The sequence below is a fragment of the Rhodospirillum sp. A1_3_36 genome, assembly GCF_047263945.1.
Classification (GTDB): Bacteria; Pseudomonadota; Alphaproteobacteria; order Rhodospirillales; family Rhodospirillaceae; genus Rhodospirillum.
The window spans coordinates 133,243-148,002 of the sequence record NZ_JBLAVB010000008.1 but is presented as its reverse complement, the minus strand read 5'-3'; the positions used below and the strand labels follow the sequence as shown (position 1 = coordinate 148,002).

The 14,760-nt window shown below is 62.7% G+C and carries 16 protein-coding genes; 7 read left to right on the top strand and 9 right to left on the bottom strand.

From position 1 onward, the window contains the following. Positions 1-453: a YaiI/YqxD family protein gene (locus ACLIRY_RS17155; protein ID WP_413206704.1), complete on the top strand. Its 453-nt coding sequence runs from the start codon at positions 1-3 to the stop codon at positions 451-453. A gap of 1 nt (position 454) precedes the next feature. Continuing rightward, entirely contained in the window at positions 455-1,690 is a 1,236-nt protein-coding gene (locus ACLIRY_RS17150; protein WP_413206638.1) for a TIGR03862 family flavoprotein, read from the top strand. Here ACLIRY_RS17150 and ACLIRY_RS17145 read toward each other — a convergent pair. Then, positions 1,647-2,069: a VOC family protein gene (locus ACLIRY_RS17145; RefSeq protein ID WP_413206637.1), complete on the bottom strand. Its 423-nt coding sequence runs from the start codon at positions 2,067-2,069 to the stop codon at positions 1,647-1,649. The two genes, ACLIRY_RS17150 and ACLIRY_RS17145, sit on opposite strands and share 44 nt — an antisense overlap. Before the next feature lie 83 nt (positions 2,070-2,152). Beyond that, complete coding sequence (locus ACLIRY_RS17140) at positions 2,153-2,932, bottom strand: DUF1223 domain-containing protein (protein ID WP_413206636.1); 780 nt, start codon at positions 2,930-2,932, stop codon at positions 2,153-2,155. Positions 2,933-3,198: 266 nt separating this feature from the next. Here ACLIRY_RS17140 and ACLIRY_RS17135 point away from each other — a divergent pair, with 266 nt between their 5' ends. Beyond that, positions 3,199-5,433 carry a diguanylate cyclase gene (locus ACLIRY_RS17135; RefSeq protein WP_413206635.1) on the top strand — a complete coding sequence of 745 codons (2,235 nt, stop codon included), beginning with the start codon at positions 3,199-3,201 and terminating at the stop codon, positions 5,431-5,433. Between the two features lie 41 nt (positions 5,434-5,474). Here ACLIRY_RS17135 and ACLIRY_RS17130 read toward each other — a convergent pair whose 3' ends face one another. The 6 genes from ACLIRY_RS17130 to pxpB all read right to left on the bottom strand — a co-directional run bounded on the left by ACLIRY_RS17130 (position 5,475) and on the right by pxpB (position 10,821). Continuing rightward, entirely contained in the window at positions 5,475-5,744 is a 270-nt protein-coding gene (locus ACLIRY_RS17130; RefSeq protein ID WP_413206634.1) for a hypothetical protein, read from the bottom strand. Positions 5,745-6,058: 314 nt separating this feature from the next. Next, a complete protein-coding gene (locus ACLIRY_RS17125) occupies positions 6,059-7,528 on the bottom strand; it encodes an MmgE/PrpD family protein (protein WP_413206633.1) in 1,470 nt (489 codons plus the stop codon). Then, complete coding sequence (locus tag ACLIRY_RS17120) at positions 7,518-7,976, bottom strand: N-acetyltransferase family protein (RefSeq protein WP_413206632.1); 459 nt, start codon at positions 7,974-7,976, stop codon at positions 7,518-7,520. The genes ACLIRY_RS17125 and ACLIRY_RS17120 overlap by 11 nt, the downstream gene beginning before the upstream one ends. Positions 7,977-8,195: 219 nt before the next feature. Continuing rightward, positions 8,196-8,963, bottom strand: coding sequence for a LamB/YcsF family protein (locus ACLIRY_RS17115; protein ID WP_413206631.1), 768 nt, complete (start codon positions 8,961-8,963; stop codon positions 8,196-8,198). Further along, positions 8,954-10,033 carry a biotin-dependent carboxyltransferase family protein gene (locus ACLIRY_RS17110; protein ID WP_413206630.1) on the bottom strand — a complete coding sequence of 360 codons (1,080 nt, stop codon included), beginning with the start codon at positions 10,031-10,033 and terminating at the stop codon, positions 8,954-8,956. The genes ACLIRY_RS17115 and ACLIRY_RS17110 overlap by 10 nt, the downstream gene beginning before the upstream one ends. Next, positions 10,030-10,821 carry a 5-oxoprolinase subunit PxpB gene (gene pxpB / locus ACLIRY_RS17105; RefSeq protein ID WP_413206629.1) on the bottom strand — a complete coding sequence of 264 codons (792 nt, stop codon included), beginning with the start codon at positions 10,819-10,821 and terminating at the stop codon, positions 10,030-10,032. The genes ACLIRY_RS17110 and pxpB overlap by 4 nt, the downstream gene beginning before the upstream one ends. 97 nt (positions 10,822-10,918) lie before the next feature. On the opposite strand from pxpB, the gene ACLIRY_RS17100 reads away from it, so the two are divergent. From ACLIRY_RS17100 to ACLIRY_RS17085, 4 genes are all read left to right on the top strand, one after another. Beyond that, positions 10,919-11,908 carry a TRAP transporter substrate-binding protein gene (locus tag ACLIRY_RS17100; protein ID WP_413206628.1) on the top strand — a complete coding sequence of 330 codons (990 nt, stop codon included), beginning with the start codon at positions 10,919-10,921 and terminating at the stop codon, positions 11,906-11,908. A 105-nt stretch (positions 11,909-12,013) separates the two neighbouring features. Beyond that, positions 12,014-12,571, top strand: a complete 558-nt coding sequence (locus tag ACLIRY_RS17095) for a TRAP transporter small permease (RefSeq protein WP_413206627.1) — start codon at positions 12,014-12,016, stop codon at positions 12,569-12,571. A gap of 1 nt (position 12,572) precedes the next feature. Further along, positions 12,573-13,874 carry a TRAP transporter large permease gene (locus tag ACLIRY_RS17090; RefSeq protein WP_413206626.1) on the top strand — a complete coding sequence of 434 codons (1,302 nt, stop codon included), beginning with the start codon at positions 12,573-12,575 and terminating at the stop codon, positions 13,872-13,874. A 12-nt stretch (positions 13,875-13,886) separates the two neighbouring features. Further along, entirely contained in the window at positions 13,887-14,459 is a 573-nt protein-coding gene (locus ACLIRY_RS17085) for a winged helix DNA-binding protein (RefSeq protein WP_413206625.1), read from the top strand. Positions 14,460-14,629: 170 nt separating this feature from the next. Here the strand turns inward: ACLIRY_RS17085 and ACLIRY_RS17080 are convergent, their stop codons facing one another. After that, positions 14,630-14,755, bottom strand: a complete 126-nt coding sequence (locus tag ACLIRY_RS17080) for a hypothetical protein (protein WP_413206624.1) — start codon at positions 14,753-14,755, stop codon at positions 14,630-14,632. Between the last annotated feature and the right edge of the window lie 5 nt (positions 14,756-14,760).

Sequence of the window (14,760 nt, the reverse complement as noted above, 5' to 3'; positions counted from 1 at the left end):
CTGGTTCTTTTCATTGATGCCGACGCCTGTCCTGTCCGCGCCGAAGCCCTCAAAGTGGCCGACCGCCACCGTATGACCGTCCATGTGGTGGGCAACCAGCCCATTCCCGTGCCCCATGGCGATCCGCGCATCCAAAGGGTGGTCGTGCCCGCGACCCCAGATGCCGCCGATGATTGGATTGCCGAACATATCGAGACCGGCGACATCTGCGTCACCAATGATATCCCCCTCGCCGCCCGGTGCCTGGAGAAGGGGGCCAAGGCCATCGCTCCCACCGGAAAGCCCTTCACCGATGATTCCATCGGCATGGCGCTGGCCATGCGGGATCTGATGCGAGACCTGCGCGAAAGCGGATCGGTGAGCGGGGGCCCCGCCAGCTTCTCCGGCAAGGATCGCTCCCGCTTCCTGCAGTCCATGGAAGAGGCCGTCCAAGCGGTCAAACGGGGAAAGTAACATGGGCACATCGCCATCCGTCGTGGTCATCGGCGGTGGGCCCGCTGGGTTAATGGCCGCAGACCGGCTATCACAGGCGGGCCTTCCCGTCGCCCTCTTCGAGGCTCAAGCCACCTTGGGGCGCAAATTCCTCATGGCCGGACGGGGTGGTCTGAATATCACCCATTCCGAGCCGACGGACTCCTTCCTCTCGCGTTACGGTGACAGCCGGGACCGCCTTGCCCCCTGGATCCGGTCATTCGGTCCGGACGCCATCCAAGCCTGGATGAGCGACTTGGGTCAGGAGAGTTTTGTGGGCTCCTCAGGCCGGATCTTCCCAAAGGCCCTGAAGGCCTCGCCCCTCCTGCGGGCCTGGATCCGGCGCTTGGCCGACCAAGGGGTTGCCTTCCATCTCCGCCACCGGTGGCTGGGTTGGGCTGCAGAGGATACCACAAGCCATCGCTTCGCAACGCCAACAGGAGAGATCCAGGTCCCTTCAAACGCTACGGTCCTTGCCCTCGGGGGAGCGAGTTGGCCGCGCCTGGGGTCGGATGGGGCCTGGACCGGTCCCCTGGGGAACATCGGCTTGGCGCTGTCGCCCTTCCGGCCCGCGAACTGCGGTTTCGAACGCCCCTGGAGCCCGGTTCTGGTGGAGCGCTTTGCCGGAACCCCTGTCAAACCCGTCGTCATGACCTTTGGCGGTGTCTCCCGTCGGGGGGAATTCGTCCTGACCCGCCATGGGGTGGAAGGGGGGCTGATCTACGCCTTTTCTGCGGCCTTGCGCGACAGCATCAGCAACGGGGGGGAAGCCCTGCCCATTCTGGATCTGGTCCCGGACCGCACGTTCGAGACCCTGGCCACGGATCTGGCCCGGCCCAGGGGCGGCAAGTCCCTCGCCACCCATTTGAAACGGCGGGGCATCCCGCCCATCGCCAGCGCTCTGGTCCGGGACTTGGCGCCGGACAGCCTGGACAGCCCAAGCACACTGGCCCGGGCTTTGAAAGCCCTGGCCCTGCCCCTCTTTGCGCCCCGCCCCCTGGCCGAGGCCATCAGCACTGCGGGCGGCCTGTCCCTGTCCTCGCTGGACGACGGCCTGATGGTTCGAGACCGCCCCGGCCTGTTCTGTTGCGGCGAAATGCTCGACTGGGAGGCGCCGACCGGGGGATACCTGATCACCGCCTGTCTGGCCCAGGGACGAGCCGCCGCCGAGGGCCTTATTCGGTGGCGAACAACTGCCCCATGTCCCGAAAGCTCTTGAATTCCAGGGCATTGCCCGAAGGGTCGAGAAAGAACATGGTCGCCTGCTCGCCCACTTGGCCCTTAAATCGGATATAGGGTTCGATGACGAAGGAAACCCCGGCCGCCTTCAAGCGATCGGCCAGGAGATGCCAGTCGTCCCAGTCGAGAACGACACCGAAATGGGGCACCGGCACGTCGTGACCATCAACCGGATTATCGATACGGCCCCGGGCCTGGGCCTTCTCGTCCAAATGGGCAACGATTTGGTGGCCCATCAGGTCGAAGTCGATCCAGCTTTCGGAACTCCGTCCCTCGCCACAGCCCATCAACCCCCCGTAGAAGCGGCGGGCCTCGGTCAAGTCGTGAACGGGAAAGGCGAGATGGAAAGGATTCGGCATGACGGGCTCCGACGGATCAAGAACTGTGACAGTGTATTCCATATGGGTGTTCACCATCCAAAATCCATCACTCTCTCCCGTCCCTACTCTTCCAGAATTCCCGCGCCCAGGATCGGTCCCGGTGCCCCGGAAGCGTCCCTCCTCTGAACCAAAACGGCAAGACGATCCTTTTGGGCCAATTCCGCTCCGCTCAAGGAAACCTCCCGCGTTTCTGCGCGGCCGTCCCAAGCCCCCAGATCCCTCAGGGAGCGCACCACATTGACATGGCTCAGATGGCGCCCGGCGTTCTCTCCCCGGTTCACCCCGTTCTCCGCCCTGGGGATCAGGGAGAGCAGAACCAGGCGCAGGCCCCCTTCTCCCTTGGGTCCTTCGCCCAGGGTCACGGCGAGGGCATTCCCCCTCCGGCTCAAGCGCAGGGGGAGCCGTCCGGACGCACGGGCTCGGCTGTCTTCCAGGGCTGCCATCACCTGGGCTGGTCGGGATCCGGCCACGTCGGTGCGTCCATCGATCACCATTTGCGGCGTATAGACGGTGGACAAGGCCATGCGCTGGGCATAGGCCCGCTGCCGATCCGTGCCCCAGGCCGTGGCGTAGGGATCGGGCCATCCCAGGCGGTCCCAATAATTGACATGAAAGGACAGCGCGACCACGTCCGGGCGCCGGGCCAAGTCGCCCAACAGGGCATCCGCCGGAGGACAAGAGGAACAGCCCTGGCTGGTGAACAACTCCACCACCGTGGGTGCCGTTGAACGGGCCTGGGCTGCGGTGAGATCCCCGGCCCAAGCCACCGCAGAGGCGGCAAAGGGAAGAGCCGACAGGACGAGCAGGGCGCGAAGGCCCATCAAGGGAGATCTTTGTTTCATGTCTCCATCATGCCTCGGAACGAGCTGATGGCAGAATCACGAGTCCGCGACCTGGAAAACCGATTCCCACATTCCAGAAGCCGTCCTTTCCCAACCTCAGTACAGGACAGGGGATGTTTTCCCGTCACAGGGCTTTGCCCCGTCCCCCTCTTCTTTGGCGAGGCTGGGGCCGAAAGACCCCAGACCCCGGGCTAAAAAAGGGTGGTTTGGGGGCATTTGTCCCCAAATGGGTTTGGGCAATCGCCCAAAAAATATAAAACACTGTCGTGTACCGTGTTTCACAACAATTTCTCATCAGCCAGTATGGTTTTCTTTCTACATATCAATTCTGGAGATCAAGAAGCGTGACACCCTCACCCCCAGCGAAAGAGGCTCTTTCGGGCTCGAGGCGGTTCTCCCGTTTGCTTCCTTTCTTTGGCTTTCTGGGACCCTTGTTGTTCTTCGCGCTGCTCCATTTTCATTCCTTCCATAAAAACTCTCAAACCCTCTCCATCGCATCGCAGGTCCTGAAAATCCCGGCGGACGAGCATCCATCCCCCGACAGCCTTCTCGCTTCCCCTTATCGGGAGCAATTCAGCCCCATGAAGACCCTGTCCGTTGGTTTTACACGCGATCAAGTCTGGCTTCTCGCTACGGTTACCAATCATGGAAACCGGACCCATCGAGGCTACCTGAGCCTTCCCTTCACCCACCTGCGGTCGATCACCTTTTTTCCCGTCCAAGGGAGCAAGCTTGGCAAGGGCATCCAACGGGGCACTCTCTACCCGCCAGAGCCAGGGATCCGGGAAGCGCGCATTCCTCTCACGATCGACGCAAAAGGGACAAGCCGCGTCCTCATCGGGATCCGCTCTGAAACCCCGATCGTGCTCGCCCTGATCGCGACCACCGAAGCCGAAGAATGGGAGCGACAGCTTTTTGAAACGGGGGCGCTGGCCGCAGCTCTTGGGGTCATGACAATCATGGCCGTTTTCAACGGTTTGGTCTATTTGGGCCTAAGGGATCGATGTTACCTCTATCTGAGCCTGTACAGTTTCCTGGCGGTTCTCTGGTATCTTCTGACCCAAGGATGGATCCTGGTCGCCTTCGGCCCCCAGCCTTGGCTATACCCTTACGAAACCCTCATTCCAAGCCTCTCTGCCTGGTTTCTTGTCCGGTTTTTCTCCCTCGCCCTCAACGCGCCGACGCTCCTTCCCATTTTGGACCGATGCTTGCGTTGGGGAACCACGGCGAGTCTGGTCGTCATTCTCGCTACCTGCCTGTTGAGCATTCCTGAACTGGCCGGACAAATCCTCGCCCTGACGGCCATCTCCATCGGTGTCGTGACCTTGGTGGGGGCCTTCGCCATCTGGCACCTGGGCTACGGACCCGCCCGTCTGTGGTTCCTGGGGCAAGGCTTTTTCATCGGGGGTATCTTCGCATACGCCCTGACGGTCATCGGCCCCGCGCTCTCAATCCCCTATTCCTTCCTGGGGGCCAACGGATCCCTTTTCGGCCAATTGGCAGAAATTGCCCTGTTCGCCTTCGCCCTGGTAGAGCGGGTGACCTTGTTACGCGAGGAAAAGAACGCTGCCGAACGGGAACACCAAGCCCGGGAGGAACAGCGTCTGCGAGACCTGGACCAACTCGTTGCGGAGCGAACGGAAAGCCTCCGCCGCCAGGGAGAAATGGTCGCTGCGGTGAATGAGATGTCCAGCCGCCTACAGGGGTGCCCCAGTCTGGACCATGCGCTGGCCTTGGCCCGGGATGCCTTGCCCGGAATACTGCCAAACCTTTGGGGGCGTCTGGAGCTGCCTGCCCGGGCGCCTATCGCCTGGGGATCACCGTCGGCCGGGGACGGATCGGGGAACGACATCGCCTTGCGCCTCGCCGATACCGGCGGCGCGTTGGTCCTGTCCTGCGCCGGAAAATGGGAACAAAGCACCTTGGATCTCGCGGAAATGGCCGCAGAACAGATTGGCCTGACTCTCAGGAATCTGGCTTTGCGGTCGGACCTCGCCCGCTTGGCCGACCACGACGGATTGACAGGCCTCCTCAACCGAAGAGCAATCGAGAACTGCCTGGAGACCACCCTCGCCGACGTAGCGGCACGTGGCGCTCCCCTGGCTCTCCTGATGCTCGACTTGGATCACTTCAAGAAAATCAATGACGGAATGGGGCACCAGACCGGTGATCTGCTGTTGAGCACCTTGGGCGCAGCACTTCAGGAAAACCTGCCTGCAAACGCGCGATCCGGACGATACGGGGGAGAAGAGTTCCTGGTTCTGCTGCCAGACATCTCTGCAGAACAGGCCCTGAACAAGGCCGATGCGCTCCGCCGCAAGATCGAGAAACTGGAGGTTTTGGGACCCAATGGCACCCTGATTCCGGCCACGGCCTCCCTGGGCCTCGCCCTTTTTCCTGACCACGGCGACACGGCCCACGACCTGTTGGGGGCTGCGGATCGGGCGCTCTACGAGGCCAAGGACCGGGGGCGGAACCAAGTGATGATCGCCCGGGCTTGACGACGGGATCCCGCCCCGAGCCCTCCTGCCGAAACCGGTCCTTACGCCTTTGACGGACCCTGCTCTTGCTCTTTGTCCTCGCGGATCCCGTCGTTAAAAATTCGACAGGTCCGGCTTTCCCCGTTCTGGGTATAAGTCGCCGCGACAAAACGGTCGCCATCCTCGTTTTGGCCCATGTCCAAGGCCATGGAGCCATCCTCCAGGGCCTTGGCCAAACCGTCTGCATTCAGTTTGAAGGCATCGGCGATGGTTCCGAAGAGCGCGTTGATCTCATCGAACATTTCGGGCTTGGGGGCATCGGCTTCGGACATGGCAAACCTCGGCTGCGTCTGGATGGAAGAAAAGGACAATGCTCCGCCCTTTTTAGAGCATTTTGAGCAAAACTGGCCACCGGTTTTGCGCATAAAAAATGCGATAAAACAAAATCTTAGAGCGTCTTTTCTGAGTCACGGCAGAGAACACGACAGGGGTGTTTTCCCGTCACGGGGCTTTGCCCCGTCCCCCACTGGGGCCGAAAGGCCCCAGACCCCAGGCATTTCTTGGCCGAAAGGCCCCAGACCCCGGACATTTATTGGCCGAAAGGCCCTGACAGGATGCGGAAAAGGCCACCGCTTTTGGTGGGGTATCAGCCGGGCATTTCCCAGACACGGCGCGCCATCAATTGGGCCTTCGGTTCGTCTATCCCAGCCAGACGGGTATTGGCCAGAAACTTGGCCTCGATCTGGCGGTCAGACAGGGGAAGCTCCGGCCTTCCCGTCGCCCCCAAGCGCAATCCCATAACCGGTTCTCTCCCGTCGACTTCAATAATCACCCGGGCCGCCTGAGGGTTGGTCTCAAAAACCGCCGCGTCGATACCCAGACTGCCCGTTGCGGGAACAGCCCGGACCTTGGCCATCGCTTCCTCCAGCCCAGGCCCTTCCAGAACCGACCGACGCAGGTGAGAGACATTGAGCTGACCAAAGGTCAATAGACACCCGATGGCAAAACGCAGGGAATGCTGCGCCTGGGGAACGGTATGCGGATCCCCGGAGAACAAACGGGCCACCGCACCGGCTTCCATTTGACAGGTCACCCGGGTGACCCGGTTGCTGGGAATGCGATGGACGCTGAGCAGGTTCGCAGCTTCCTCCACGGCGGGCAAGATCCCGGACGTCAGGGGGTGCAGCTTGAACGACAAACCCGGATCGGTCAGGAACCAGGTTTTCCCTAACCCCCCCCAGGGATTGGGGGCACCCTTGGGTTTCGGCCCCGCCAACACGGCGAAAGCCCCGCCCCAACCTTCCAGAGCTCTGTCCGGACCGGCCATGCCATCGTTCGCAAAGAGACAGACCTTGACAGCCTCCTCGCTCAACCCGGCCAGAGCCGTCGAACGGGCCGAGGTTCCCTCGCTGATCGACATCACTCCACCCTTGGCCACGGCGAGCCGCAGGGCATGGGCCGTGGTTCCGGAATCCAGACGAAAGGCCCTAGCCACACCAGCAACGGCTCCCATCAGCCCGGCCAGACCGCTGATCGACCAACCGCGCGCAACCACCGGCCCGGCCACGGCGGCGCCAATAACCCCGGCAACCTCCATACCCGCAATAAAGCCCGCCATCATGTCCAGGGGTGCCGCGCTGCTGGCCTCGGTCGCGGCCAGGACCGCAGGAAAGACCATCGCCGCTGCATGGACCCGCCCGGACGCAAGGGTGTTGTCAAATTCGAGGGCATGACAAGCCACGCCATTGACCATGGCCGCCCCCACGGGGTTCAGCCGGGCCGAATCCCCCATCACATGGCATTTCCCCTCGGCATAAAGTCGGGGCGCCGTGGCCCGTATCGCCTTTGACAGGGGTGTCGTCGTTCCCGCCAGGGCACAGCCAGTGACATCCAGAAGGGATCGGCGCGCAGCGTGAATTACCTCGCTGGGAATCCGGTCAAGCCGCAAATCCGAAGACCAAACCGCCAGGCGCCCCGCGAGATCGGAAGGCAGAACCTCCTCGTCTTCGTCGGAAGAGGGAGCTTCCTCGTCTTCGCCCGAAGGGGGGGGCTCCGCATCCTCGGGCGAAGGGAAGGGGTCGTCGGTTGGATCCACGACCAAGCCCTCATCCATCATTAAGCCTCACCTCAAAGTGAATCCAGTCGCCCTTCCGGGCAAGCTTTTCATAGAGCACCTGAGCACGGCGGTTGTCGGGATTGGTGCGCCAATAGAGCTTTGACCAGCCCTCCCGCTGCCCAAGGGCCATGCAGGCCTCGATCAATTGCCGCCCCTTACCCAATCCCCGCGCCCCAGGATCGACGAACAGGTCTTCCAGATATCCAACGGGCCGGAGGGTCCAGGTCCCGGGGTGGGTGACCAGAGTAGCAAAGCCCATGGGCCGGTCAGTCTCGTCAACCACGACCAAAGCGCGGACGGCCCAATCCTCGGGATCGATGAGACGGGTCCAGAGCCCTTCCGTCACGACCGAAGGAACGTTCGCTTCGTAGAAGGTGCAATACCCCTGCCACAGGGGGAGAAAGCTATCCTTGTCTTCAGCGCGGATCGGGCGAACGGATAATGACACGAAACAGACCCTTTAAAAGTCCAAGACTATTACGGAAACGCCATGATGTCTGTCCCGGCCTTCGAAGGCAAGAGACCGTTGGTCCCGATTATTCTCATTTGTCTCCAGCGCCTTTTCTTTTTCCCTCCGAAAGCCGTTCCTGCCCCTCTCCCCAAAAAAGATCATCCATCTCCGAACGAAACTTCTGTCAGATAAAGTCGATCGGTCTCCACACCAAGATCACGCCAAAATGCGGTCCAAGGGGGCCAGCGTCGCGCCCCGGGCTTTCAGTCCATTGCGGAGTGCCCGGGCTGCGGCCACCGCATGGGCGCCATCCCCATGGACGCAGACGCTATGGATCTCCGTGGGCAGGACCTTGCCGTCACGGGTGACCAGCCCTCCCGCATCAAGCATGGCTGTCACATGGGACAGCGAGGCCTCCGCCCCCTCGACCATGGCACCCGGTTGGCTCCGGGGAACCAGGGATCCGGTTTCCGTATAGGCCCGGTCGGCGAAGACCTCAATGCCGACCCGCAACCCCGCCTCCCGTCCCGCCTTTTCCAGCTCAGACAGGGCCGGGGCGAGGAGGATCAAGTCCTTGCCAAACAGGGCCACGGTCCGGGCAATCAGCCCCGCCAGCTCCGCATCCTCGCAGGCCGCATTGTTGAGCGCCCCATGGGGCTTCACATGGGTCATGGCGTGGTCTTCCACCCGGGCGACACCCTCCAGGGCGGCCAATTGATAAAGCAGCGCCGCCTCCAGATCCTTGGGCGCCATGGCCATGAACCGGCGCCCGAAGCCCGCCAAATCGGGGAAGGAAGGATGGGCGCCGATGCTCACCCCATTATCCCGAGCAAGCGCAATGGTCCCGCGCATGACCGTGGGATCCCCCCCGTGGAACCCACAGGCCACATTCGCAGTGCCGACAATGGACAGAAGCGCCTCGTCATCGCCCATGCAGTACATGCCAAAGCTCTCGCCCATATCTGCGTTCAAGTTCACCTGCATGGCGGTGTCTCCTCCAAATGTCCGGGAAAATGGTCGGGTCGGGCCATATCGACCACGCCGCCGATGAGATTACCGCTCTGTAACGCCTCCAGGTCATATCCGTCGACCAATTTATCCTCCGTGATGGCCGCAACCGCCTCCCGGATACGCCCTTCCAGATGATCCAGGGCTGCTTCAGCCTCCTCCTGGGTCACCGCCTGAAAGCGGAGACGGTCTCCTGGGCGAAGCGCCGCGAGCCGGGGCAAGTCGGCGGAAATCACCACGCCCGGCTTGGGATAGCCCCCAACCGTCTGCCCGTCGGCCAAGACCAGGATGGGTTGACCACTCCCTGGCACTTGAATGCAGCCCGGCGCCATGCCTTCGGACAGGATTTCCGCGCCCCGCTCTGGGTGATGGGCCAGGGAAGGGCCGCTCAAACGGATCCCCATCCGGTCCAAATCCTTGGTCACCTCGTAGTCGGCGGAGAACAGCGTCTCCAGGGCCTCGGCGGTAAAGAAGTCCTCCTGGGGGCCGGGAAGCACCCGGATCGGGCCGCCTCCCATTGGAAAGGGGTCCGCCAAACGGCGCTCTGCCCCCTTGGGTGCGGGAGCTCGGCATCGCAACCGATCCCCCTCGACCAGGGCACGGCCCTGTACCCCGCCGATTCCCGCCCGAACGTAGGTGGACCGACTCCCCAGCACCGGAGGCAGATCCATCCCCCCCGCGATACCCACCACCCCCACCATGGCGCCATGGATCAGCCGAATCTCTGCGGTCTCCCCGGGCTCCAGGGTGAGCGTGGTCCAGGGGGAGGCCTCAACGGTTTTGCCATTCCGGGCAACCCGGGCGGACACATCCCCCCCGAGGCCAAGCCGCAGGGGGGCATCCCCGACCCGGATGCGCGGAGCGGTCAACCGGACTTCCAGGGCCGCTTCCCCCGGGTCATTGCCCAACAAAGCATTGACCAGACGCAGGGTGACCCGGTCGAGAACACCGGCCAGGGGAACGCCCTGCCCCCGGAACCCGGTCCGCCCCAAATCCTGGACCGTGGTCATTGCCCCAGGCGCGAGGATCTCCAGCAAGGCTGTCATGACTGCGCCTCCACCAAATCATGGGGATCACGCCGACCCGCCGCATAGTCTGCGGCCAAGGTCTTCACCTCGGACGCAGAGACAGGCTCGAAACGGACCCGGTCCGCCGCAGCCAACAGGGCAGGATGCGCCCACTTGGCAGAGAACAGAGGCACCGGACAAAACCCGATCAGGGTCCAACCGCCGGGGCTCTCCCAAGGATAGACGGCGGTCATACGGTCGGCCATGGCGAGGGAGCCCGCCGGAACCCGCGTCCGCGGTTCAGCGCGCCGGGGCAGACGCAGCCCCTCGGGCAGGTCGCCCATGAAGGGGAACCCGGGAAGAAAACCGATCATATGGACCCGGAACACCTGCTCCAGGTGGCGTGCCACCACCTCGTCCGGCGACAGGTCCAGGCTTCGCGCCGCGTCTTCCAGGTCCGGAGCCAGGGCTGGATCGTAACAGGCGGGCAGCCGCCATTGGCGCTCCGTCCCCACCGCGTCTTCGGCGCCCTCAGCCAGGACCCCCAGCACCGAGGCTTCGATCTCCGCGCAGCGCGTGGCGAGGGGATCATAGTGGACGGTAACCGAGCGCAGAGCCTGCACCACCTCCACCAGCCCGGAGATTCGCCCCACCTCCACCGCCGTCTGCAACAGCCGCATGGCCCGGGCCATGCGGCGGGTCGCCTCCTCGCCCACCCCCTCGGCAAGATCGATGGTGAAGGCTGAATCTCCAAGGGGTCTTAGGGTCAGGTGCTCCAAGGGGCAGTCCTCTTCTGATGAGTCGCAGCAGGCATTTTGAAAAGACATTGACAATTTATCAACGTTATGTCGACGTTTCAATGGTGTGGGGAGCACCCTTGGGGGGTGCGCCTTTTCGAAAGACCCTGATTTGGGAGATCAGACGATGGCTCACCTGCGTGCCCTGGCGGCTTCCGCCGCTGTCACCCTGTCCTTGGGAACCTTTTTTCTGGGAGCGGCCCCGGCAATGGCCGAGGACTGGAACATGCCCACGCCCTATCCGGACGCCACCTTCCATACCCAGAACATCCGCCAATTCGCCGAGGACGTGGACAAAGCCACCAATGGAGAGCTGAAGATCACCGTCCACAGCGCCGGATCCCTGATCAAGCATCCGGAGATCAAGAACGCGGTCCGCAGCGGCACCGTCCCCATCGGCGAATTCTTCCTTTCCCGCCTCGCCAACGAGGATCCCGTCTTCGCCGTCGATTCCCTCCCCTTCCTGGCCACCAGCTACGAGGAGGCCGCCAAACTGTGGGCCGCCTCCCGCCCGCTGGTCGAGAAAAAGCTGGCTGAACAGCGCCTTAAGGTTCTGTACGCGGTGCCCTGGCCGCCCCAGGGACTCTATACCAAGGGCGCCGTAGAGGGACCGGACGACCTGAAGGGTGTCAAGATGCGCACCAACAATCCCTCCCTGGAGCGCATGGCCCAGCTTTTGGGCGCCGTACCAACCCAGGTGGAAGTGCCCGACATTCCCCAGGCCTTCGCCACCGGCGTTGTCCAGGCCATGATCACCTCGCCCTCCACAGGCGCCAATTCCAAGGCCTGGGATTTCCTGGACCATTACTATGACACCCGCGCCTGGTTGCCGAAGAACGTCGTGGTGGTGAACGCCCGTGCCTTCGACGCCCTGAGCGCCGATGTTCAAAAGGCCGTCCTGGACGCCGCCGCCGCTGCCGAAGCCCGAGGACTGAAGATGAGCATGGCCGAAACCGACACCAAAACCAAGATCCTGGCCGAGAACGGCATCACTGTGGCTGCCCCGTCCGAAACGTTGAAGGAAGCCTTCGCCAAGGCCGGCGCGACCATGGCCGCAGAATGGGTCAAAAGCGCCGGGGATGACGGCAAGGCCATCCTGGACGCCTACAACAAGTGATCCCGAGGCGGTAGCGGGCGGCTTTATTCAGCGGCCCGCGCCCTTTTCGTATCCCGACCAACCAAAGGCCCCACAACGGGCCCCACCAAAGGAAGGTGATGCCCCATGCGTGGTTTCCTCGACCGCCTTTACCTGATCAGCGGCTATTTGGGCGCCCTGTTCCTGGTCGCTATCTTTGGGGTCGTCCTCGCCCAGGTGGGGGCGAACGTCCTCGATGTCCTGGTCCATGCGATGACGGGGAGGTATTGGGGATTCGTCGTCCCCTCCTATGCCGATTTCGCTGGGTTCTTCCTGGTCGGCGGCACCTTTCTCGCGCTCGCCCATACCTTTCAGGAGGGCGGACATATCCGCGTCGGGCTTCTCTTGCAGGCCTTGCCCCCACCCCTGAAGCGGGGGGCGGACATCCTGTCCACCGGGGCGGCGCTCGTTCTTTCGGCTCTGCTGTCCTGGTATAGCTGGGCCTTGGTCCTGGAAAGCTGGTCCTATGGCGACACTTCCAGCGGCTTGGTGAGCGTTCCCCTGTTCCTGCCCCAATCCACCATGGCCCTGGGAGCAACCACCTTCACCATCGGCCTGTTGGACACCCTCGTGTTTCTGATCCGGGGCGGCGCCCCCCTTGCCACCCGCCTGTCCAGCGCCGACGACCTGACCAGGGAGGACTGACATGGACGACCTTCTGCATTCCTCCCTCGTCCTGGCCCTGCTCCTGTTCCTGTTCCTCGGCGCGGGCCTTTGGGTGTCCCTGGCCCTGATTGGCGTCGGCGTGGTCGGCATGGCTTTGTTCACCAGCGCGCCCTGGGGGCCGTTGATGGCCTCGACCATCTGGGGAGGAATCAACGCCTGGTCCCTGGCCGCCCTGCCGCTGTTCATCTGGATGGGCGAGATCCTCTTCCGCTCCCGCCTGTCCGACGACCTGTTCGAGGGGCTCGTCCCCTGGGTCACCCACCTGCCGGGTCGTCTGCTGCATGTGAACATCTTCGGCTGCGGTATTTTTGCTGCGGTTTCCGGTTCCTCCGCAGCAACCGCGGCGACGGTGGGCAAGATGGCGATTCCGGAATTGAGCCGCCGGGGCTACGATCAGAAGATGGTGCTGGGCACACTCGCCGGGTCGGCGACGCTGGGATTGCTCATCCCACCGTCCATCATCCTCATCGTCTACGGCGTCGCCACGGAGCAATCCATCGCCCGACTGTTCATGGCGGGGATCCTGCCCGGCCTCATGCTGATGGGCCTGTTCGTCGGCTTCGTCGTGATCTGGGCCCTGATCCATCCCAAGGCCGTGCCCCCACCACCCGGTCCCCTCTGCGGGTGGCCGGAGCGCCTGCGCTCCCTGCCCCGCCTCGCGCCGGTGCTGTTGTTGATCGCCGGGGTGATCGGCTCCATCTACGCCGGGATCGCCAGCCCCACCGATGCCGCAGCCGTTGGGGTGTTTCTGGCGCTGGTGCTGTCCTTCCTCTCCAGGGACCTGACCCGGAAAACCCTCATGGAGGGCTTGCTGGCCGCAACCCGCACCTCTTGCATGATCGTCTTTATCCTGGCGGGCGCCAGCTTCCTGACGCTGGCCATGGGGTTCACGGGACTCCCGGCGGGTCTGGCGCAATGGATCGCCGCCATGGAGCTGTCTCCCTATGCCCTGCTCGCCGCGTTGACGGTGTTTTTCGTTGTGATGGGCTGTTTCCTGGACGGCATTTCCATTGTCGTTCTGACCACCTCCATCATCCAGCCGATGATTGAGGCGTCGGGCATCGACCCCATCTGGTTCGGCATTTTCCTGGTCATCGTCGTGGAGATGTCGCAGATCACCCCGCCGGTGGGCTTCAACCTGTTCGTCATCCAATCCTTGACCGGCAAGAACATGCTGAGTATCGCCTGGGCGGCCCTACCCTTTTTCCTGCTGATGGCGGTGGCTCTGGTCCTGCTGACCCTCGTCCCCGACATCGCCATCTGGCTGCCCAACCGAATGTAGTGGATAAAACCAATGAGCGACGAACCAAACCACCCCTCCAACAGCCTGTTTGAGGAGACGAATTGCCAAACTACCCTGGCTGCTCAACCGATGATCGTCTCCTCGGACCATCTGGCTTCAACGGCAGCCTGGCGGTTGAGCGAATACGAATATGGGCTGATCGTCGCCTTCAACGCCTTCAGTCGATGGATGACCCGCTGCATGGCGGCGGCCGGATTCACGGACTTCAGCCCACTGGATATCCTGGTTCTGCATAACTGCAACCATCGCAAACGGGCGAAACGCCTGTCGGACATCTGCTTCGTCCTCAATATAGAGGACCAACACACCGTGAACTATTCCCTGAAAAAGCTGATGAAAGCCGAACTTGTGGAGAGCAAGCGCCGAGGCAAGGAGAAATTCTATCTCTCCACCGAAAAAGGGGCCCAAACCTGCCAGGAATACCGGGATCTGCGGGAACGCTGCCTAGTGGACACCATCCGCTCCATGGACGCCGATGGGAAGGATCTCAGCCGCATGGCCACCCTGCTACGCGGCCTGTCGGGCATCTATGATCAGGCCGCGCGCGCCGTCTCGTCGACCTGAACCGCCCCCCTTCTGCATCGAAGAGGGCAACTTGATCTCGGATTACTCTAAAATTTATAGAATTAGACTGAAACTGGGCCAGCTTGACTCAAGATGATCCAGTTTCAGTCGAGAGCATCGAGCGGAAAACTGGGAACCGGTTTTCCGGTCCACGCGATGCTCTAACCATTTCACAAAGGACTCGACACCTTCATCAAGGTCAGCCCGGACAGGATCGATCCCGCAGCGAGCAGCCCTGTGGCATTCACCGGCTCTCCCAAAGCGATGATCCCGACCACGAAGGCGGCCGATCGCACCAATA